We start from the raw sequence: 19040 nt of genomic DNA, 5'->3' as shown, positions 1-19040 counted from the left end.
TCCCTCCCCCGTTCGCCAGCACACGACACCGCAATGGCGCCGCGAGACTTCCGCGAACAAGACGGCCACCCCACACCAGCGCCTGCGACTCCTTGACCGGAGCCGCACCCGCTGCACTGGGGCAACCCGGAGAACATTACGTCCGCCCTGCCCAACGAGCAAGTCGACGACACGTGACCCCCGCCACGGGCTAGACACGCAGACGGCCGGGAGCACGCGATGCGTGCTCCCGGCCGTCGTGGGTCGAGCTGTGGTGCTGGGATCAGGTGAGCTTCTCGAGGATCAGCTCGCGCACCCGGCCGGCGTCGGCCTGGCCGCGCATCTCCTTCATGACCGCACCGATCAGGGCGCCGGCGGCGGCCACCTTGCCGTCGCGGATCTTGTCGGCCACGTCGGGGTTGGCCGCGATCGCGTTGTCGACCGCGGTGGACAGCGCCCCCTCGTCGGAGACGATGGCCAGGCCGCGCTTCTCGACGATCTCGTCGGGCGTGCCCTCCCCCGCGATCAGGCCGTCGAAGACCTGGCGGGCCAGCTTGTCGTTGAGCGAGCCCGAGTCGACGAGCTTCTGCACCGCGGCGACGTGCGCCGGGGTGACGCCGAGGGCCGCGAGCTCGAGGCCGGCGTCGTTCGCGCGCCGCGCCAGCTCGGAGAGCCACCACTTGCGTGCGGCCTGCGGCGAGGCACCGGCCGCGATCGTCTCCTCGACCAGGCCCAAGGCACCGGCGCCGACGGTGTCGCGCATCTCCAGGTCCGAGAAGCCCCACTCGGCCTGCAGGCGTGCCCGCTTCTGGGTCGGGTTCTCCGGCAGGGTCGCCCGCAGCTCCTCCACCCACTCCCGGGTCGGTGCCACCGGCACCAGGTCGGGCTCGGGGAAGTAGCGGTAGTCCTCGGCGTCGGACTTCTCGCGACCACTGGTGGTGATCCCGGTGTCCTCGTGCCAGTGGCGCGTCTCCTGCAGGATCGTCGCGCCGGAGTCGAGGATCGCGGCGTGGCGCTGCATCTCGTAGCGCACCGCCCGCTCGACCGAGCGCAGCGAGTTGACGTTCTTGGTCTCCGTGCGGGTGCCGAGCACGCCGCTGCCCTTCGGGGCGAGGGAGAGGTTGACGTCGGCGCGGATCGAGCCCTGGTCCATGCGGGCGTCGGAGACGCCGAGCGCGAGGATCAGCTCGCGCAGCTGGGCGACGTAGGCGCGCGCGATCTCCGGCGCCTTCTCCCCCGCGCCCACGATCGGGCGCGTGACGATCTCGATCAGGGGGATGCCGGCACGGTTGTAGTCGACCAGCGAGTGCGAGGCGCCGTGGATGCGTCCGGTGGCACCACCGACGTGCAGCGACTTGCCGGTGTCCTCCTCCATGTGTGCGCGCTCGATCTCGACGCGGAAGACCTCGGTGCCGCCGTCCGCGCTGTCCAGGCTGACGTCCATCCACCCGTCGAAGGCGATCGGCTCGTCGTACTGCGAGGTCTGGAAGTTCTTCGGCATGTCCGGGTAGAAGTAGTTCTTCCGCGCGAAGCGGCACCACTCCGCGATGTCGCAGTTCAGCGCCAGGCCGATGCGGATCGCCGACTCCACGGCCTTGGCGTTGACCACCGGCATCGCGCCGGGCAGGCCCAGGCAGGTCGGGCAGACCTGGGTGTTGGGCTCGGCGCCGAACTCGGTGGGGCAGCCGCAGAACATCTTGGTGTTCGAGTTGAGCTCGACGTGGACCTCCAGGCCCAGCGCCGGGTCGTAGGACGCCAGCACGTCGTCGAACGGGACCAGCGCGGCCCCGGTGTGCGTCGCGGTCATCGCGCGATCTCCTGTCGCTCGTCGAGAGCCGGGGCACGGTCCAGCAGCGGACCGCCCCACTGCTCGGTCAGCGCGGCCTCGAGGGCGGCACCGACACGGTAGAGGCGGTCGTCGGCCAGGGCCGGCGCCAGGATCTGGAACCCGGCGGGCAGCCCGTCCTCGTCGGCCAGGCCGCTGGGCAGCGAGATGCCCGGGACGCCGGCCAGGTTGGCGGGGATGGTCGCCAGGTCGTTGAGGTACATCGCCAGCGGGTCGTCGAGCTTCTCGCCCAGCTTGAACGCGGTGGTCGGCGCCGTCGGCGACACCAGCACGTCAGCCTTCTCGAAGGCGGCCTCGAAGTCGCGGGTGATCAGCGTGCGGACCTTCTGCGCGGTGCCGTAGTAGGCGTCGTAGTAGCCGCTGGACAGCGCGTAGGTGCCCAGGATGATGCGGCGCTTGACCTCGTCGCCGAAGCCGGCGTCGCGGCTGGCGCGCATCACGTCCTCCGCCGACGGGTCGTCGATGCCCTCGGGCAGCACCCGCAGGCCGTAGCGCATCGCGTCGAACTTGGCGAGGTTGCTCGAGGCCTCGCACGGCATGATCAGGTAGTAGGTCGCCAGCGCGTGCACGAAGCTCGGGCAGGACACCTCGACGATCTCGGCGCCGGCCGCGACCAGCAGGTTCAGCGACTCCTGGAACCGCGCCTGGACGCCGGCCTGGTAACCCTCGCCCTGCAGCTCCTTGATGACGCCCACGCGCAGGCCGGACAGGTCGCCGGCCGCGCCCTGGCGGGCCGCCTCGACGAGCGCCGGGACCGGCTGGTCGATCGAGGTGGAGTCGAGCGGGTCGTGGCCGCCGAGCAGCTCGTGCAGCAGCGCGGAGTCGAGCACGGTGCGGGTGACCGGGCCGACCTGGTCGAGGCTGTTGGCCATCGCGACGAGGCCGTAGCGCGAGATCCCGCCGTACGTCGGCTTCACGCCGACGGTGCCGGTGACGGCGCCGGGCTGGCGGATCGAGCCGCCGGTGTCGGTGCCGATCGCGAGCGGGGCCTCGAAGGCGGCGACGGCCGCGGCCGAGCCGCCGCCGGAGCCGCCCGGGATCCGGGTCTGGTCCCACGGGTTGCGGGTGGGGCCGTAGGCGGAGTGCTCGGTGGAGGAGCCCATCGCGAACTCGTCCATGTTGGTCTTGCCCAGGATCGGCAGACCCGCGGCCTTGAGCTTCGCGACGACGGTGGCGTCGTACGGCGGCACCCAGCCGTCGAGGATCTTCGAGCCGCAGGTGGTCGGCAGGCCCTCGGTCGTGAGCACGTCCTTGACCGCGATCGGCACGCCGTCCAGGTAGGAGGCCGGGGTGCCGGCGGCACGGCGCGCGTCGGACTCCCGCGCGCTCGCCAGGGCGCCCTCGGCGTCGACGTGCAGGAAGGCGTGGACGCCGGCCTCGGCGTCACCGTCGACCGCGGCGATCCGGTCGAGGTGCGCCTGGGTCAGCTCGACCGAGGTCACCTCCCCGGCGGCGAGGGCGTCGGCGAGCTCGGCGGCGGAGCGTCGGGTCCAGTCGGTGGTCGGGTCGCTCACTGCTCGTCTCCCAGGATGCGCGGCACGGAGAACCGCTGCTGCTCGGACTCGGGGGCGCCGGAGAGCGCCTGCTCGGCGGTGAGGCCGGGGCGCACGACGTCCTCGCGGAACACGTTGGTCAGGGGCAGCGGGTGCGAGGTCGGAGGCACGTCGTCACCGGCCACGCCGCTGATCGAGGCGACCGACTCGAGGATCACCGACAACTGCGGGGCAAGGTGGTCGAGCTCGGCATCGGACAGGTCGATCCGGGCGAGATCCGCCAGGTGCGCGACCTCGTCTCGGGAGATCTCAGGCATGAGCCCATCCTAGGTGCCGCGCAGGCCGGGCCGACGATTCGGTCCGCCCGGCCTACCCTGACGCCATGGCGCCGCCTCCCGACGACCGCACCGCCCCATGGAGCGACGGGTGCCGGGTGCTCGTCGCCGGGCGCAGCGGCTCGGGCAAGACCACCCTGGCCGCCCGGCTCGCGACGCTGCTCGCGGTCCCGCACGTCGAGCTCGACGCGCTCCACCACGGGCCGGCCTGGACCCCGCGCCCGGAGTTCCTCGCCGACGTCGACCGGCTCACTGCGAGCGGCGCCTGGGTCGCGGAGTGGCAGTACGCCGCCGCGCGGCCGCTCCTGGCCGCGCGCGCCGACGTCCTGGTGTGGCTGGACCTCTCGTTCCCGCTCACGCTCGCCCGTCTGGTGCGGCGCACGGTGCGGCGGCGGGTGCGACGCGAGGTGCTGTGGAACGGCAACGTGGAGCCACCGCTGCGCACCATCTGGACCGACCCCGAGCACGTGGTGCGCTACATGGTCACCCACCGGCACAAGTTCCACGAGCTGGTGCCCGCGGCGCTCGCCGCCCACCCGCGGCTGCGGCTCGTGCGGCTCCGTTCGCCCCGCGAGGTCGAGCGGTGGCTGGCCGAGGAGGCGCCCCGGCTCACAGCGCGTCCGGGCCACCCTCGAGGAGCGTCGTGAAGCCGGCCTCGTCGAGGATCGTGAGCCCGAGCTGCTCGGCCTTGTCGGCCTTGGACCCGGCGTTGTCGCCGACGACGACGTAGTCGGTCTTCTTCGACACCGAGCCGGAGGCCTTGCCGCCGCGCGCGAGGATCGCCTCCTTCGCGGAGTCGCGGCTGAAGTTCTCCAACGACCCGGTGACCACGATGGTGAGGCCCTCGAGGGTGCGCGGCACCGACTCGTCGCGCTCGTCGGCCATCGCGACGCCGGCACGCTCCCACTTGTCCACGATCTCGACGTGCCAGGGCTCCTTGAACCACTCGATCACGGCCTCGGCGATGGTCGGGCCGACGCCCTCGGCGGCTGCGAGCTGCTCCTCGGTCGCCGCCCGGATCGCGGCCATCGAGCCGAACTCGGTGGCCAGCGCCCGGGCCGCGGTCGGTCCCACGTGGCGAATCGAGAGCGCGACCAGCACCCGCCACAGCGGCACCCGCTTGCGCTCGGCGAGGTTGGCCAGCAGCTTGGCGCCGTTGGCGGTGAGCTGCGGGCCCTCCTCCCCCTTCTTGGGTGCCCGGGTGAACAGCGGCGCCCGTCGGAGCTGGTCGGCGGTGAGGTCGAAGACGTCGCCCTCGTTGTCGATCACGTGCGCGTCGAGCAGCGCCGTCGCGGCCTCGTAGCCGAGCCCCTCGATGTCGAAGGCGCCCCGACCAGCCACGTGGAAGACCCGCTCGCGGACCTGGGCGGGGCACTTCTCGTGGTTGGGGCAGCGGCGGTCCTTGTCGCCCTCCTTCTGCTCCACCAGGGGCGTCCCGCACGCGGGGCACTCGGTGGGCCCGACCCAGGCGGGCAGGCCCTCGGGGCGCAGCGCGAGCACCGGGCCGAGGACCTCGGGGATCACGTCGCCGGCCTTGCGCAGGATGACCGTGTCGCCCGGACGCACGTCCTTGCGCTCGACCTCGTAGTAGTTGTGCAGGGTGGCGTTCTCGACCGTGGAGCCGGCCACCCGCGTCGGCACCATCACGGCGTACGGCGTGACCCGGCCGGTGCGCCCGACGTTGACCCGGATGTCGAGCAGCTCGGCGTTGACCTCCTCGGGCGGGTACTTGAAGGCGATCGCCCACCGGGGCGCGCGGCTGGTGGAGCCGAGTCGGCGCTGGAGCGAGACGTCGTCGACCTTCACCACGACGCCGTCGATCTCGTAGGGCACGATCGTGTGCCGGTTGGCACCGGCGTGGTCGATGTAGGCCTCGACCTCCCTCAGCGTCGGCACCACCCGGACCTGCTCACTGACCGGCAGGCCCCAGGCTGCCAGCGCGCGGTAGGCGTGCGACTGCGCCTTCGGCTCGAACCCGCGTCGCTCGCCGATGCCGTGGCAGACCATGCCGAGCGCGCGGGTCGCGGTGACCCGGGGGTCCTTCTGGCGCAGCGAGCCGGCCGCGGCGTTGCGCGGGTTGGCGAACACCGGCTTGCCGGCCTCGGTCATCGACTCGTTGAGCCGCTCGAAGGCGTCCACGGGCAGGAACACCTCGCCGCGGACCTCGATCAGCGCCGGGACCGGGAACTCCTCGGTCGCGGCCAGCCGGTCGGGGATCGCCGCGATGGTGCGGACGTTGGGGGTGACGTCCTCGCCGGTGCGCCCGTCGCCGCGGGTGAGCGCGCGCACCAGCCGGCCGTTCTCGTAGAGCAGGTTGATCGCCAGGCCGTCGACCTTGAGCTCGCAGAGCAGATCGGGGCTGTCCACGCCGTCGCGGCCCAGCCGGGCGTACCACGCCTCGAGCTCCTCGTAGGAGAAGGCGTTGTCGAGGCTCTCCATGCGACGCAGGTGGTCGACGGCGGTGAACTGCGTGGAGACCGCGCCGCCGACCTTCTGGGTGGGGCTGTCGGGGGTGCGCAGCTCGGGGAACTGCGCCTCGAGCTCCTCGAGGCGACGCATCCGGCGGTCGAAGTCCGCGTCGTCCAGGGTGGGTGCGTCGAGGACGTAGTAGCGCCAGCGCGCGTCCTCGATCTCCTCGGCCAGCGCACCGTGCTGCTCGCGGGCCTCCTCGGTGGCCGGGGTGGGGTCGCTCATGGGGGCTATCTTGCCGCGCCGTGCCGACACCCGACGCGGCGCGGTGTCGAGGGATTTAACCCTTCGCGGGAACACGGGCGCCTTCCTAGGCTGTTGTGACGGAGAACACCATCGCCGCTCCCGGCGTCCGGCCCCGTCGGCTCCATCCTCGCGGTCGCCCGTCGCCCCACCGCCCGATGCCTCACCCCCCGCGAAGGAACTCCCATGTCTGACGCCGCCACGAGCACGGAGCCCACCGGCACCGGCAACGCCCGCCGCCTGCGATGGGCGCTGGTGCTGATCTCCGTCGCGCAGCTGATGGTCGTCCTCGACGGCACGATCGTGAACATCGCGCTGCCGTTCATCCAGACCGACCTGGGGATCTCCGAGGCCAACCTGACCTGGGTGGTCACCGGCTACGCGCTCGCCTTCGGCAGCCTGCTGCTGCTGGGCGGGCGGCTCGGCGACCTCTACGGGCGCCGCCGGATCTTCATGGTCGGCCTGATCGTCTTCGGCGTGGCCTCCCTGCTCGGCGGCCTGGCCACCAACGAGGGACTGCTGCTCGCCGCCCGCGCGCTGCAGGGGCTCGGCGCCGCGCTCGCCTCCCCCGCCGCGCTCGCCCTGATCACCACGACGTTCCCGGCGGGCCCGCAGCGCAACCGCGCGTTCGCGGTGTACGCCGCCATGTCCGGCGCCGGCGCCGCCGTCGGACTGCTGCTCGGCGGCTGGCTGACCGGGCTCGACAGCGTGCTGGGGTTCGACGTCGAGGGCTGGCGCCTCACCCTGCTCATCAACACCCCGATCGGCCTGGGCGCGGCGTTCCTGGCCCCGCGCTTCCTGGCCGAGTCCGAGAGCCACAAAGGCGAGCTCGACCTCGCCGGCGCGGTGCTCGGGACCCTCGGCCTGCTCGGCGTCGTGTACGGCGTGAGCCGGGCCGGCGAGCCCGACCACGGCTGGACCGACCCCGTGACGATGGCCAGCCTGGGCGCCGGCGTGCTCCTGCTCGCCGTGTTCCTCCTCGTCGAGCTTCGGGTCGCGCACCCGCTGCTGCCGGCCCGGGTGTTCATGGACCGCACCCGCGCGGCGAGCTTCGCCGCGATGTTCCTGGCGCCGGCCGCCATGTTCGCGATGTTCTTCTACCTCACGCGATACGTGCAGGTCGTCATGGACTACTCCCCGATCCGCGCCGGCGTCGCGTTCCTGCCGTTCTGCGTCGGGATCGTGGTCGCCGCCGGGCTCGCCTCGAACCTCGTCAACCGGGTCGACCCGCGCTACGTCGCCGGCGTCGGCACCCTGATGGCCGCCGCCGGGCTCTTCGGGTTCTCCCGGATCCCCTACGACACGACGTACCCGGTCAGCGACGTGCAGGCGACGTACGCCACCGACCTGCTGCCGTTCATCCTGCTGATGTCGCTGGGCATGGGCGCGACGTTCGTGCCGCTGACCCTGACCGCCGTGCACCGGCTGCGCCCCGAGGAGACCGGCATCGGCTCGGGGGTGCTCAACACGATGCAGCAGGTGGGCGGGGCGCTCGGCCTCTCGGTGCTCGCGACCCTGGCAAGCGGCGTGTTCACCGAGCGCGGTGCCGAGCTGGCGAGCGCCGCGGAGCGGGCCATGGCGGGCGGCGGCCCGCGCCCGAGCGAGGCCGAGCTCGCCGCGATGCAGGAGATCAGCGCGAACCAGGTGTTCGCCGAGGGCGCCACCCACGCCTTCCTCGTCGGCGCCGCGATGATGCTCCTCGCCTCCATCGTGACCTTCACCCTCCTGCGGGTGCGCCACGAGGAGCTCGCCACCGAGGACGCCCCCATCGCCGCGCCGTGACCGCCGGCGCCCGCGCCGGGTCGCCTCGAGCGGGCGCACGCCGCCATGAGAAGCCATCAGTCAATGCCCCATATATGATCTACGCTGATCCTCGACCCGCGCCCGTCGAGGAGACCCGTGACCGACACCCGTTCCACCGCACCCGCCGCCGACCAGCCGGAGGGCGGCACCCCCGGGGCCTCCGCCTCCGAGGCCTCCGGTCTCTCGCCCAACCTCGGCCGGGCGCTCGTGCTGATCTCGGTGGCCCAGCTGATGCTGGTCCTCGACGGCACCATCACCAACATCGCGCTGCCGAGCATCTCGCGCGACCTCGGGATGACCGCCGCGGGGCTGACCTGGGTCGTGACGATCTACGCCCTCACGTTCGGCGGGCTGCTGCTGCTCGGCGGGCGGCTCGGTGACCTGCTCGGCCGGCGGCGCACGTTCACGATCGGCCTGGGCACCTTCGCGCTCGCCTCGCTGCTCGGCGGCTGCGCCACCGAGGGCTGGATGCTGCTCGGCGCCCGGGCGCTCCAGGGCGCCGGCGCGGCGCTCGCCTCCCCCGCGGCGCTGTCGCTGATCACCACCAACTTCCCCGCCGGCCCGGCTCGCAACAAGGCCATGGGCGTCTTCGCGGGCATGTCCGGCATCGGCGCCGCGGTCGGGCTGCTCCTGGGCGGGTTCCTCACCGGCATCGACAGCATCTTCGGCTTCGAGGTCACCGGCTGGCGGCTCACGCTGTGGATCAACGCCCCGATCGGCCTCGTCGCCGCCCTGCTCGCGCCGCGCTGGCTCAGCGAGTCCGAGCGCAACCGCAACCGCCTCGACGTGCCCGGCGCGCTCACCGCGACCCTGGGTCTGCTCGGCCTGGTCTACGGCCTCTCCCGCGCCGGCGAGGCCGACCACGGCTGGGGCGACCCGTGGACCATCGCCGCCCTCGCGGCCGGCATCGCGCTGCTGGTGACGTTCGTCGTCCTCGAGCGCAGGGTGACTCACCCGCTGCTGCCCCTGCGCATCGTGCTGGACCGCACCCGCGGCACCAGCTTCGTCGCGATGTTCTTCGCCTCCGGGGCGATGTTCGCGATGTTCTACTTCAACGGCCAGTTCGTGCAGCGCATCCTCGGCTACGAGCCGCTGCACACCGGCGTCGCGTTCCTGCCCTTCTCGGTCGGCGTGATGGTCGGCGCGGTCATCTCCTCCAAGCTGGTCGTGCGGTACGGCGTCCGCTACATCACCGGCACCGGCACCCTGATGGCCTCCGCCGCCCTCTACGGGTTCTCCCGCTACGACGTCGACGACTCGACCGCGGCCGTCCTGCGCAGCCTGGCGCCGGGCGCCGACCCGCTGGGCGCCGACGTGTCCTACTGGACCGCGATCTTCCCGTTCCTGCTCCTGATGGGCGTCGGCATGGGCATGACCTTCGTGCCGATGACCCTCACCGCCGTCCACGCCGTACGCCGCGAGGACGCCGGGGTCGGCTCGGGCGTGCTCAACACCGTGCAGCAGGTCGCCGGCGCGCTGGGCCTCGCGGTCCTCGGCACGGTGTCGCTGCACTTCGTCAACCGCACCACCGACCAGGTCGAGGGTCCGCTGCGCGACGGACTGAGCGCGGCCGGCGTCGACCCGGACGCCTCCGTGCCCGGCGGCAGCCTGAGCAACCTGGACGCGGCGCTCTACACCGCGACGTACACCGACGGCGCGACGCACGCGCTCCAGGTCGCCGCGCTGCTGATGCTCCTCGCCTCGCTGATCATCTGGACCTTCCTGCGGATCAGCCCCGAGGACCTCGGCGGGCGGACCGTGCCGGAGGACTCGGGGGTCCCGGAGGTGCCGAAGGTCAAGGGCGCGGACGCCTGAGGTCGGGCTCGGGATTGCGGCGCGCGAACTGGTCCCCGTGCGGCCCAAGCGGGTTACCCCATTCTGCAGACGCCTCTCGAACGTCCGTTCGACTAGACTGAGGCATGGCCTCCCCCGACATCCCCGACTGCGGCTCCCCCGCCGCCGTGCTGGCCTTCGCGCGGCAGCGACGGGCCGACGCCCACGCAGCCGAGGTCGACGTCGTACGCGCCGCTTTGGCGTGGGCCGACCTGCATCCCGCGGAGTCGGTCGAGCCCGGTCCCGTGTTCGGGTGGGAGCTCGTGGTTCCGCTCGCCGGCGAGGGCGCGCCCCGGAGGTGGCGGAGTTCGCCCCGATGGAGCTCTGCGCCGCACTCGACATCTCCACCGACTCCGCCCGGGGCCTGATGGCCGACGCCCTCGAGCTGGCCCACCGGTTGAAGCGGACCTGGCGGCTGGTGCAGGCCGGCAAGGTCCCGCTGTGGAAGGCCCGCCGCCTGGCCCAGCTCACCCACAAGCTCTCCCTCGACGGCGCCACCTACGTCGACCGTCAGCTGGCCGCGGTCGCCGGCAAGGTCGGGCTGGTCACCCTCGCCCGGCTCGTCGACGAGGCTCAGGCGATGTTCGACCCCAACGCCGCGGAGAAGGCACGGTTGGCTGCGGCCGAGTCGCGGCGGTTCAACGTGCACACGGAAGGTGCGAACCACGACGGCACCATCCATGTCGAGGGCGACCTCGACCTGGCCGACGCGCTCGACCTCGAGGCTGCGATCGCGCAGCGCGCCGAGGAGCTGCGTCAGCTCGGGTCCATCGAGTCCCTCGACGTGCGGCGCTCCATCGCCGCCGGCGACATCGCCCGCCGCTGCCTCGGCCTCGACCAGGCCATCGAGGACGGCAGTGCGTCCGGGACCACGTCTGTCGTGAAGCCCCGGCGGGTCGTCATCCATGTCCACCTCTCCGCGGCCGCGATCTCCCGCGACGAGGCCGGGGTCGCCCACGTGGACGAGACCAGGTCCGTCATCTCGACCGACCAGGTCCGCGACTGGTGCGGCAACCCCGACACCGAGGTCGTGATCAAGCCGATCATCGACCTCGACGATCACCACCACACCGACGCCTACGCCATCCCCGACCGGATGGCAGAACAACTCCACCTCACCCAGCCGAGCTGCGCCTTCCCCTGGTGCGACCGGCCCTCCCGACGCTGCGACACCGACCACGTCACCGCCCACGACAAGAGCGGATCCGACGGGAAGGCCGGCCCGACCTGCAGCTGCAACCTCGCCCCACTCTGTCGCCGACACCATCGGGCGAAAACACACACCGCGTGGACCTACGACAAGACCGACACCGCGACGTACCTCTGGCGATCACCCCACGGGCTCCACCTCGCGAAGCACCGCGGCGAGACCCGACTGGTCACCGCCCACCCGCCCGGGGTGACGGGCTCACCGCGCCGACGGTGAGCGCCTCAGAGGTTGGCGGCGGTGGTGCGCGCGAGCGTCAGCGCCTGACGCGCCCACGTCGGCGAGGCCCCGGCCAGCCCGCAGGCGGGGCTGATCAGCAGCCGGTCGCCGACCGTGCCCGGGTCGAGACCGAGCATGTCCAGCCAGCGCAGGGTGGCCTCGGTGAGGCGCGCGTCGCTGGGACCGGACGCGGTCTCGCCCGTGCTCGGCACCACCCCGAGCACCACCTCCTCGCCGGCCTCGAGGGCCTCGGCGAGGTGGTCGTGGTCGGCGGCCGAGAGCTGGGAGTGGTCGACGGCCAGGCCCCGGGCACCGGCGCCGCGCAGCAGGTCGAGCGGGGTCCCGGGGGCGCAGGAGTGCACCCACGGGACGGCGTCCTCGGCGACGACGGCCGCAAGCACCCACTCCAGGTGGGCGGAGGCCTCCGGGAGGTCGACGGTGCGGTGTCGCCCGAACCCCGACGCGGTCGGGACCTTGCCGCCCAGCACCGCCGGCAGCGCCGGCTCGTCGACCTGCACGACCAGGCGCTGCAGGCCCGGCAGCCGGCGGCGTACGTCGCGCAGGTGCGCGCGCAGCCCCTCGGCGAGCGCCTGGGCCAGGTCGGCACGGGCGCCGTGGTCGGCGAGGACCTTGTCACCGCGCGGCTTCTCCACGGTCGCGGCCAGCGTCCACGGCCCGGCGACCTGCACCTTGAAGGTGCCGGTGAACCCCTGGGCCTGCTCCTCGAGGGTGTCGAGGTCCTGGCCGAGCAGGCTGCGGGCGCGGCGGTGGTCGATGCCCGAGCCGCCGCCCGTGAGCCGCCAGCCGGCGGGCTGCAGGTCCACCCCGAGCTCGGCGACCACGGCGAGCGCGCGGCCGGTCATCGAGGCGGTCGCGCCGCGGCCGGGCAGCTCGGGCAGGTGCGGCAGGTCGGGGAGCTCCCCGAGCACGAGCCGCACCGCCTCGTCGAAGTCGCGCTGCTCGGTGCCGGGCAGGGAGCCGATGGCGGTGGCGGTGGTCATGTGGTGGCCCGTCGGGTGCTGGAGATGGTGGCCGACCCGACCACCCGGGTGTGGTCGTAGATGACGACCGCCTGCCCCGGCGCGATGCCGTACGCCGGGTCGAGCAGCTCGACCTCGACGCCGGTGCCGTCCGGGCTCACGGTCACGCTCGCGCGGTGCTCGTCGCCGTGCGCGCGCAGCTGGACGGTGATGCCGTCGCCGGCGAGGTGGGTGGGCACGGTGCCGCACCAGCGCGGCCGGATGCCGCTGAGGCCGTCCACGGCCAGGCCCTCGCGGGGCCCGACGCGGACGGTGCCGGAGACCGGCTCGATGTCGAGCACGAAGCGCGGCTTGCCGTCCGGGGCCGGGCGCCCGAGCCGCAGCCCCTTGCGCTGGCCGATCGTGTAGCCCCAGGACCCCTCGTGGTGCCCGAGGACCTCGCCGGTCGCGTCGTCGACGATGTCGCCGCCGCTGTTCGGGGCGCGGTCGCCGAGCTTCTCGCGCAGCCAGCCGGCGGTGTCGCCGTCGGCGACGAAGCAGATGTCGTGGCTGTCGGGCTTGTCGGCGACCAGCAGCCCGCGCCGGGCCGCCTCCTCGCGCACCTGCGACTTGGGGGTGTCCCCGAGCGGGAAGTAGGAGTGCGCGAGCTGCTGCTGGTCGAGCACGCCGAGCACGTAGGACTGGTCCTTGCCGCCGTCCACCGCCCGGTGCATCTCGATCAGTCCGTCGGCGCCGGCGCGCAGCTGCGCGTAGTGGCCGGTCGCGACCGCGTCGAAGCCCAGCGCCAGGGCGCGGTCGAGCACGGCGGCGAACTTGATCTTCTCGTTGCAGCGCAGGCACGGGTTGGGCGTGCGGCCCGCGGCGTACTCGTCCATGAAGTCCTCGACCACGTCGGCGTGGAAGCGCTCGGAGAGGTCCCAGACATAGAACGGGATGCCGATGACGTCGGCCGCGCGCCGCGCGTCGTTGCTGTCCTCGATCGTGCAGCAGCCCCGCGCGCCCGAGCGGTACGACGCGGGGTTGCGCGACAGCGCGAGGTGGATTCCGGTGACGTCGTGCCCGGCCTCGTGGGCGCGCGCCGCGGCGACGGCGGAGTCGACGCCGCCGGACATGGCTGCCAGGACCTTCATCGGATGCCCTCCCCGGCGCCGGTCACAGGCGCGCCGCGCGGGCCCGCTCGACGCAGGGGGCGATCGCGGCGATCAGGGCGTCGACGTCGGCCTCGGTGCTGGTGTGGCCCAGGGAGAACCGCAGCGAGCTGCGGGCCTCGGCGTCCGGGCGCCCCATCGCGAGCAGCACGTGGGAGGCCTGCGGGACGCCGGCGGAGCAGGCGGACCCGGTCGAGCACTCGATGCCGCGCGCGTCGAGCAGCATCAGCAGCGAGTCTCCCTCGCAGCCGGGGAAGGAGAAGTGGGCGTTGCCGGGCAGCCGCCGGTCGGGGTGCCCGGTCAGCACGGCCTCCGGCACGGCCGCGCGCACACCGGCGACGAGCCGGTCGCGGAGCCCGGCGAGCCGGGCCGCGTGCTCGGGCTGGCACTTGACCGCCAGCTCGACGGCGGCGGCGAGACCGGCGATGGCCGGGGTGTCGATGGTGCCGCTGCGGATGTCGCGCTCCTGGCCGCCGCCGTGCAGCAGCGGGGTGACCGACAGCTCGCGGCGCACGATGAGCGCACCGACGCCGTACGGGCCGCCGACCTTGTGACCGGTGAGGGTCAGCGCGTCGACGCCGCTGGCGGCGAAGTCGACCGGCACCGCGCCCAGTGCCTGCACCGCGTCGGTGTGCACCGGGATGGCGTGCGGGGCGCAGATCTCGACGACCTCGGGGACCGGCTGCAGGGTGCCGACCTCGTTGTTGGCCCACATCACCGAGACCAGGGCGACCGAGTCCGGGTCGCGCTCGACCGAGGCGCGCAGCGCCTCGAGGTCGATGACGCCGTCGGAGCCGACGGGCACCAGCTCCACCTCGGCGCCCTCGTGGGACTCCAGCCAGTGCAGCGCGTCCAGCACCGCGTGGTGCTCGACGGCCGAGGCCAGCACGCGCACCCGGCGCGGGTCGGCGTCGCGGCGCGACCAGAAGACGCCCTTGACCGCGAGGTTGTCGGCCTCGGTGCCCCCGGAGGTGAAGACGACCTCGCCGGGGCGGCAGCCCACCATGCGGGCGATCGTCTCGCGGGACTCCTCGACCACCCGGCGGGCGCGACGCCCGGAGGCGTGCAGCGAGCTGGGGTTGCCCACCTCGACGAGATGGCGGCTCATGGCCTCGATCGCCGCGGGGACCATCGGAGTGGTCGCGGCGTGGTCGAGGTAGACGGTGTCGGGCATGGCGGGGTCAAGCGTACGGCGCAGGCCCGCCGCACCCCGAACCCGCTCGGTCCGCGGCCCCGGCGTCAGTACGTCGCGGGGTCCGCGCAGCGCTCGACCGTGGTGGCCAGCCAGCCGGTGCCGGCGGCGTCGGGGAACACCTCGACGGCGGCGACCCCGGTGCCGTCGGCGGCCACGACGTACCAGGTGTGCTTGTCGGCGCCGCCGGGCTCGGTGCCCCGGATCGCGCGGGTGCCCTCGTCGACGGCCGCCAGCGCGGCCGCCTCGGGGCTCGCCTCACCGACCGCGTCCTCGGCGTACGAGCGCGCGGCGACGACCACCTCCCGGCACCCCGGGGGCGGCCAGGCCGGCGCCATGGCGGTGCCGCCCGGAGGCGGGGCGCTGTCCGGCGTCCGGGTGGGCGTCGGACTCACCGAGTCGGACGGCGCGTCGACGCCCCGGGTGGAACCGTCGTCCCCGCAGCCGGCGAGCAGCAGCGCGGCCACCGCGACGGCGGGCAGCGGGCGGAGGAGAGGGCGCATGGCGGTCCGACGGGCGAGCGACGTGGGAGGTTCCCGGCGCTCAGCGGCGCGGGCGCTCCAGCACGACCAGGTCGTCGCGGTGCACGAGCGCCCGGTCGTAGCCGGCACCGTGGTCGCGGCGCAGGTCCTCGCTGGAGCGACCCAGCAGGCTGGGCACCTCGTCGGCGTCGAAGTTGACCAGGCCGCGCGCGACGCGCAGGCCGGAGGGGTCGAGCAGGTCGACGGGGTCGCCGGCGAGGAACCGTCCGCTCACCCCGGTGACCCCGGCGGCGAGGAGCGAGGCGCCGCGCTCGCGGACCGCGCGAACGGCGCCGTCGTCGAGGGTCAGCGTGCCCTTGCCCTCGGCGGCGTGGCGCAGCCACAGCTGGCGGATCGAGCGGCGCCGCCCGGTGGCGTGGAAGAGCGTGCCGACGACGTCGCCGTCGAGGGCCCGCGAGGCCTGGTCCGCGCTGGTCAGCACCACCGGGATGCCAGCGCCGGTGGCGATCCGGGCGGCCTCGACCTTGGTGACCATGCCGCCGGTGCCGACGGCCGAGCCGACGCTGCCGATCTCGACGCCGTCCAGGTCGCTGCCCGTGCGCACCTCCTCGATCAGCCGCGCACCGGGCTCGCCCGGCTTGGCGGTGTAGAGCCCGTCCACGTCGGAGAGCAGCACCAGCAGGTCGGCCTGCACGAGGTGGGCGACCAGGGCGGCGAGCCGGTCGTTGTCGCCGAAGCGGATCTCGCTGGTCGCCACCGTGTCGTTCTCGTTGACGATCGGCAGCACGCCGAGCTCGAGCAGCTTGGCCAGCGTCTGGTAGGCGTTGCGGTACTGCGCGCGGCGTACGACGTCGTCGACGGTGAGCAGCACCTGCCCGGCGGTCAGGCCGTGGCGGCGCAGGCCCTCGGTGTAGCGGTGCACCAGCAGCCCTTGACCGACCGAGGCCGCGGCCTGCTGCAGCGCGAGCGCCCGCGGCCGCTTGGTCAGTCCGAGCGGCTCCAGGCCCGCGGCGATCGCACCGGAGGAGACCAGCACGACCTCGATGCCGCGGCTGCGGGCGGCGGCCAGGACGTCGACCAGCGCGCCGAGGCGCGCGTCGTCGATGCCCCCGCCGTGCCGCGTCAGCGACGACGAGCCCACCTTCACGACGATCCGTCGTGCCTGGGTGACCGGCGTACGCCGCCCGCCCGCCGCCGCGGCCGTGCTCACTCCCCGGGGTCCTTCTCGGCCCAGTCGGGGTCGTCCTGGGAGCCGATCTCATAGGACATCGGCCCGATGCCGCTGCTGTTGCGCTCGGCGTCGAGGCGGCGCGCCACATCGGCGCGGGTCTCGTTCTCGCCGCGCTCGGGCATGAGCTCGTCGATCTCGCGACGACGCCCCGCGGCGGGGCGCGACTCCTCGAAGCGCTGGTCCTCGCCGCGGCGACCGAGCATCTCCGCGCCGGCGTCGATGCCCGGGCGGAAGTCGAAGACCACGGAGTTGTCCTCGGCACCGATGATGACGGCGTCGCCCTCCTGGGCGCCCATCTTGGCCAGCCGGGTCTCGACACCGAGTCGGTTGAGCCGGTCGCCGAGGAAGCCCACGGCCTCGTCGTTGCTGAAGTCGGTCTGGCGCACCCAGCGCTCCGGCTTCGAGCCGCGCACCCGCCAGCCGTCCGGGGTCGAGGTGATGGTGAAGTCGTCGCCACCGTCGACACTGCGCGGGCGCAGCACGATGCGCTCGGCCTCGACGGCCGGCTGGGCGGCACGGGTCGCGGCCACGATCTCGGCCATCGCGAAGGTGAGCTCCTTGAGCCCCTCCCCCGACGCCGCGGAGACGGGGAAGACCCGCAGGCCGCGCGCGCGGAGCTCCTCGATGGTGATGTCGGCGAGGTCGCGCCCGTCGGGGACGTCGATCTTGTTCATCGCGACCAGGCGCGGGCGGTCCTCGAGCCCGCCGTAGCGGCTCAGCTCGTTCTCGATCACGTCGAGGTCGTCGACCGGGTTGCGGCCGGGCTCGATGCTCGCGGTGTCGATGACGTGGACCAGCGCGGCGCAGCGCTCGACATGGCGCAGGAACTCGTGGCCCAGGCCGCGGCCCTCGCTGGCGCCCTCGATCAGGCCAGGCACGTCGGCGACGGTGAAGATCGTGTCGCCGGCGCGGACGACGCCGAGGTTCGGCACCAGCGTCGTGAACGGGTAGTCGGCGATCTTGGGACGGGCCCGGGAGATCGCGGCGATCAGGCTGGACTTGCCGGCGCTCGGGAAGCCCACGAGGCCGATGTCGGCGACGACCTTGAGCTCGAGGGCGATCTCGACCTCCTCGCCGGGCTCGCCGAGCAGCGCGAAGCCGGGGGCCTTGCGCTTGGAGGAGGCCAGCGCGGCGTTGCCGAGCCCGCCGCGGCCGCCCTGGGCGATGATCAGCTCGGTGCCGGCGCCCACCATGTCGGCGAGCACCTCGCCACCGCGGATGCTCACCACGGTGCCGTCCGGCACCGGGAGCACCAGGTCGCTGCCGTGCGCGCCGTTGCGGAAGTCGCCCGCGCCGTGCCCGCCGTTCTCGGCACGCCGGCGGGGGCTGTGGTGGTAGTCGATGAGGGTGGTGACCGAGGGGTCGACACGCAGGATCACCGAGCCGCCGGGGCCGCCGTTGCCGCCGTCGGGGCCACCGAGGGGCTTGAACTTCTCGCGGTGGACCGAGGCCACACCGTGCCCGCCACGACCGGCGCTGACGTGCAGCGTCACCCGATCCACGAAGGTCGGAACTGCCATGGGTCTTACCGCCTACTCAAAAGGTCTGGGGTGGAGCTGGTGGCGCGGGGCCGCGTGATCGCGGCCCGCCACGCCGGAGGTGCTGTGGAACAGTGAAAGGGCGCCCCGGGGACCGGGACGCCCTTTCACAAGGTCTTGCTGCGCGCGAGCGTCAGGTCACTCGCCCGCGACGATGTTGACGACCCGGCGACCGCGACGGGTGCCGAACTCGACCGCACCGGGGATCAGCGCGAAGAGCGTGTCGTCGCCACCACGGCCGACGCCGGCGCCCGGGTGGAAGTGGGTGCCACGCTGGCGCACGATGATCTCACCGGCGTTGACCAGCTGGCCACCGTATCGCTTGACACCGAGGCGCTGGGAGTTGGAGTCGCGGCCGTTCTTGGTGGACGCCGCGCCCTTCTTGTGTGCCATGTCGTGATCCTTGTGTTCGTGTCGGGCCTGCTCGGAGCCGGGGGCTCAGAGGGAGATGTCGGTGACCTTGACCTGGGTGTACTTCTGGCGGTGACCCTGGCGCTTCTTGTAGCCGGTCTTGTTCTTGTACTTCTGGATGATGATCTTCGGGCCCTTGGTGGCGCCGAGGACCTCAGCGGTCACGGACGCCTTGTCCAGAGCGGCGGCGTCGGACGTCACCGTCTCGCCGTCGACCGCGAGGACGACGGGCAGGGTCACGGTCTGGCCCACCTCGGTCGAGATCTTGTCGATCTCGATGACGTCGCCCACGGCAACCTTCTGCTGCTTGGCGCCTGCGCGCACGATCGCGTACACCGCGGTCTCCTTCGTCGTTACTGCTTCGGTTGGTGCGTACTTGTCTACGTCGGCCGGCTGGGGCTTCCTGCGCACCCCGCCACTGGCCTTGGGCCAGGTCGCGGTGGGGCTGCCACACAGGGCCGCGGCACGTGTGAACGCACCGAGGGTCAATACTACGGACGCTCGGCAGCCACCGCAAAACGCGGGTGCCTGTCGGACAGGGTCCGGTCCGCTCACGAGCTCTCGGACCCAGCACCGACCCCCGTACCTTACCCCGCGACGCACCCTGCCCCCGCTTCCGGGTCGGAAGCGG

General features: G+C 73.3%; 16 protein-coding genes. 4 read left to right on the top strand and 12 right to left on the bottom strand.

The annotated features are described in order from the left end of the window. Nucleotides 1-262: 262 nt before the first annotated feature. The 3 genes from gatB to gatC are packed head-to-tail and all read right to left on the bottom strand — an operon-like array spanning nucleotide 263 to nucleotide 3635. Nucleotides 263-1786: an Asp-tRNA(Asn)/Glu-tRNA(Gln) amidotransferase subunit GatB gene (gatB, locus tag HBO46_RS05735; protein WP_166139963.1), complete on the bottom strand. Its 1524-nt coding sequence runs from the start codon at nucleotides 1784-1786 to the stop codon at nucleotides 263-265. Further along, nucleotides 1783-3339, bottom strand: coding sequence for an Asp-tRNA(Asn)/Glu-tRNA(Gln) amidotransferase subunit GatA (gene gatA, locus HBO46_RS05730; protein WP_166139964.1), 1557 nt, complete (start codon nucleotides 3337-3339; stop codon nucleotides 1783-1785). Before gatA ends, gatB begins: the two co-directional genes overlap by 4 nt. Next, nucleotides 3336-3635 (bottom strand): Asp-tRNA(Asn)/Glu-tRNA(Gln) amidotransferase subunit GatC, encoded by a 300-nt coding sequence (gene gatC, locus HBO46_RS05725; RefSeq protein WP_166139965.1) that lies wholly within the window; start codon nucleotides 3633-3635, stop codon nucleotides 3336-3338. Before gatC ends, gatA begins: the two co-directional genes overlap by 4 nt. A 65-nt stretch (nucleotides 3636-3700) precedes the next feature. Between gatC and HBO46_RS05720 the strand changes: the two genes are divergently transcribed. Further along, complete coding sequence (locus HBO46_RS05720) at nucleotides 3701-4300, top strand: AAA family ATPase (RefSeq protein ID WP_166139966.1); 600 nt, start codon at nucleotides 3701-3703, stop codon at nucleotides 4298-4300. Here HBO46_RS05720 and ligA read toward each other — a convergent pair. Next, a complete protein-coding gene (gene ligA, locus HBO46_RS05715; RefSeq protein ID WP_166139967.1) occupies nucleotides 4263-6347 on the bottom strand; it encodes an NAD-dependent DNA ligase LigA in 2085 nt (694 codons plus the stop codon). The genes HBO46_RS05720 and ligA overlap by 38 nt on opposite strands. 204 nt (nucleotides 6348-6551) lie before the next feature. On the opposite strand from ligA, the gene HBO46_RS05710 reads away from it, so the two are divergent. From HBO46_RS05710 to HBO46_RS05700, 3 genes are all read left to right on the top strand, one after another. Beyond that, on the top strand, nucleotides 6552-8147 hold the full coding sequence (locus tag HBO46_RS05710) for an MFS transporter (protein ID WP_166139968.1): 1596 nt from the start codon (nucleotides 6552-6554) through the stop codon (nucleotides 8145-8147). 117 nt (nucleotides 8148-8264) lie between these two features. Next, entirely contained in the window at nucleotides 8265-9983 is a 1719-nt protein-coding gene (locus tag HBO46_RS05705; protein WP_224769391.1) for an MFS transporter, read from the top strand. Nucleotides 9984-10299: 316 nt separating this feature from the next. Further along, entirely contained in the window at nucleotides 10300-11427 is a 1128-nt protein-coding gene (locus HBO46_RS05700; RefSeq protein WP_166139969.1) for an HNH endonuclease signature motif containing protein, read from the top strand. A 5-nt stretch (nucleotides 11428-11432) separates the two neighbouring features. On the opposite strand, the gene HBO46_RS05695 is transcribed toward HBO46_RS05700, so the two are convergent. The 8 genes from HBO46_RS05695 to rplU all read right to left on the bottom strand — a co-directional run bounded on the left by HBO46_RS05695 (nucleotide 11433) and on the right by rplU (nucleotide 18745). Further along, a complete protein-coding gene (locus tag HBO46_RS05695) occupies nucleotides 11433-12428 on the bottom strand; it encodes a uroporphyrinogen decarboxylase/cobalamine-independent methonine synthase family protein (protein ID WP_166139970.1) in 996 nt (331 codons plus the stop codon). Next, complete coding sequence (gene mnmA, locus HBO46_RS05690) at nucleotides 12425-13537, bottom strand: tRNA 2-thiouridine(34) synthase MnmA (protein WP_166139971.1); 1113 nt, start codon at nucleotides 13535-13537, stop codon at nucleotides 12425-12427. Before mnmA ends, HBO46_RS05695 begins: the two co-directional genes overlap by 4 nt. Nucleotides 13538-13559: 22 nt before the next feature. After that, the gene (locus HBO46_RS05685) at nucleotides 13560-14729 is read right to left on the bottom strand and encodes a cysteine desulfurase family protein (protein ID WP_166139972.1); all 1170 of its coding nucleotides are present in this window, start codon (nucleotides 14727-14729) and stop codon (nucleotides 13560-13562) included. Nucleotides 14730-14794: 65 nt separating this feature from the next. After that, entirely contained in the window at nucleotides 14795-15250 is a 456-nt protein-coding gene (locus tag HBO46_RS05680; RefSeq protein ID WP_166139973.1) for a hypothetical protein, read from the bottom strand. Nucleotides 15251-15290: 40 nt separating this feature from the next. Beyond that, complete coding sequence (gene proB / locus HBO46_RS05675; RefSeq protein ID WP_166139974.1) at nucleotides 15291-16439, bottom strand: glutamate 5-kinase; 1149 nt, start codon at nucleotides 16437-16439, stop codon at nucleotides 15291-15293. Further along, on the bottom strand, nucleotides 16436-17980 hold the full coding sequence (gene obgE, locus HBO46_RS05670; RefSeq protein WP_166139975.1) for a GTPase ObgE: 1545 nt from the start codon (nucleotides 17978-17980) through the stop codon (nucleotides 16436-16438). The genes proB and obgE overlap by 4 nt, the downstream gene beginning before the upstream one ends. A gap of 156 nt (nucleotides 17981-18136) precedes the next feature. Beyond that, nucleotides 18137-18391 (bottom strand): 50S ribosomal protein L27, encoded by a 255-nt coding sequence (gene rpmA, locus HBO46_RS05665; RefSeq protein WP_153322529.1) that lies wholly within the window; start codon nucleotides 18389-18391, stop codon nucleotides 18137-18139. Nucleotides 18392-18436: 45 nt separating this feature from the next. After that, nucleotides 18437-18745: a 50S ribosomal protein L21 gene (gene rplU / locus HBO46_RS05660; protein WP_153322528.1), complete on the bottom strand. Its 309-nt coding sequence runs from the start codon at nucleotides 18743-18745 to the stop codon at nucleotides 18437-18439. Between the last annotated feature and the right edge of the window lie 295 nt (nucleotides 18746-19040).

Origin of the sequence: Nocardioides ochotonae, from assembly GCF_011420305.2 — a bacterium.
In the GTDB taxonomy this organism is placed as follows: domain Bacteria; phylum Actinomycetota; class Actinomycetes; order Propionibacteriales; family Nocardioidaceae; genus Nocardioides; species Nocardioides ochotonae.
The sequence above is the reverse complement of the archived record's forward strand: the minus strand, read 5'-3'. Positions and strand labels throughout refer to the sequence as shown.

What these genes read in the sequence shown, in the direction of transcription:
- gatB (WP_166139963.1), bottom strand. Translation starts at nt 1,786, where the DNA reads ATGACCGCGACGCACACCGGGGCCGCGCTGGTCCCGTTCGACGACGTG.
- gatC (WP_166139965.1), bottom strand. Translation starts at nt 3,635, where the DNA reads ATGCCTGAGATCTCCCGAGACGAGGTCGCGCACCTGGCGGATCTCGCC.
- HBO46_RS05720 (WP_166139966.1), top strand. Translation starts at nt 3,701, where the DNA reads ATGGCGCCGCCTCCCGACGACCGCACCGCCCCATGGAGCGACGGGTGC.
- ligA (WP_166139967.1), bottom strand. Translation starts at nt 6,347, where the DNA reads ATGAGCGACCCCACCCCGGCCACCGAGGAGGCCCGCGAGCAGCACGGT.
- HBO46_RS05710 (WP_166139968.1), top strand. Translation starts at nt 6,552, where the DNA reads ATGTCTGACGCCGCCACGAGCACGGAGCCCACCGGCACCGGCAACGCC.
- HBO46_RS05695 (WP_166139970.1), bottom strand. Translation starts at nt 12,428, where the DNA reads ATGACCACCGCCACCGCCATCGGCTCCCTGCCCGGCACCGAGCAGCGC.
- mnmA (WP_166139971.1), bottom strand. Translation starts at nt 13,537, where the DNA reads ATGAAGGTCCTGGCAGCCATGTCCGGCGGCGTCGACTCCGCCGTCGCC.
- HBO46_RS05685 (WP_166139972.1), bottom strand. Translation starts at nt 14,729, where the DNA reads ATGCCCGACACCGTCTACCTCGACCACGCCGCGACCACTCCGATGGTC.
- HBO46_RS05680 (WP_166139973.1), bottom strand. Translation starts at nt 15,250, where the DNA reads ATGCGCCCTCTCCTCCGCCCGCTGCCCGCCGTCGCGGTGGCCGCGCTG.
- obgE (WP_166139975.1), bottom strand. Translation starts at nt 17,980, where the DNA reads ATGGCAGTTCCGACCTTCGTGGATCGGGTGACGCTGCACGTCAGCGCC.
- rpmA (WP_153322529.1), bottom strand. Translation starts at nt 18,391, where the DNA reads ATGGCACACAAGAAGGGCGCGGCGTCCACCAAGAACGGCCGCGACTCC.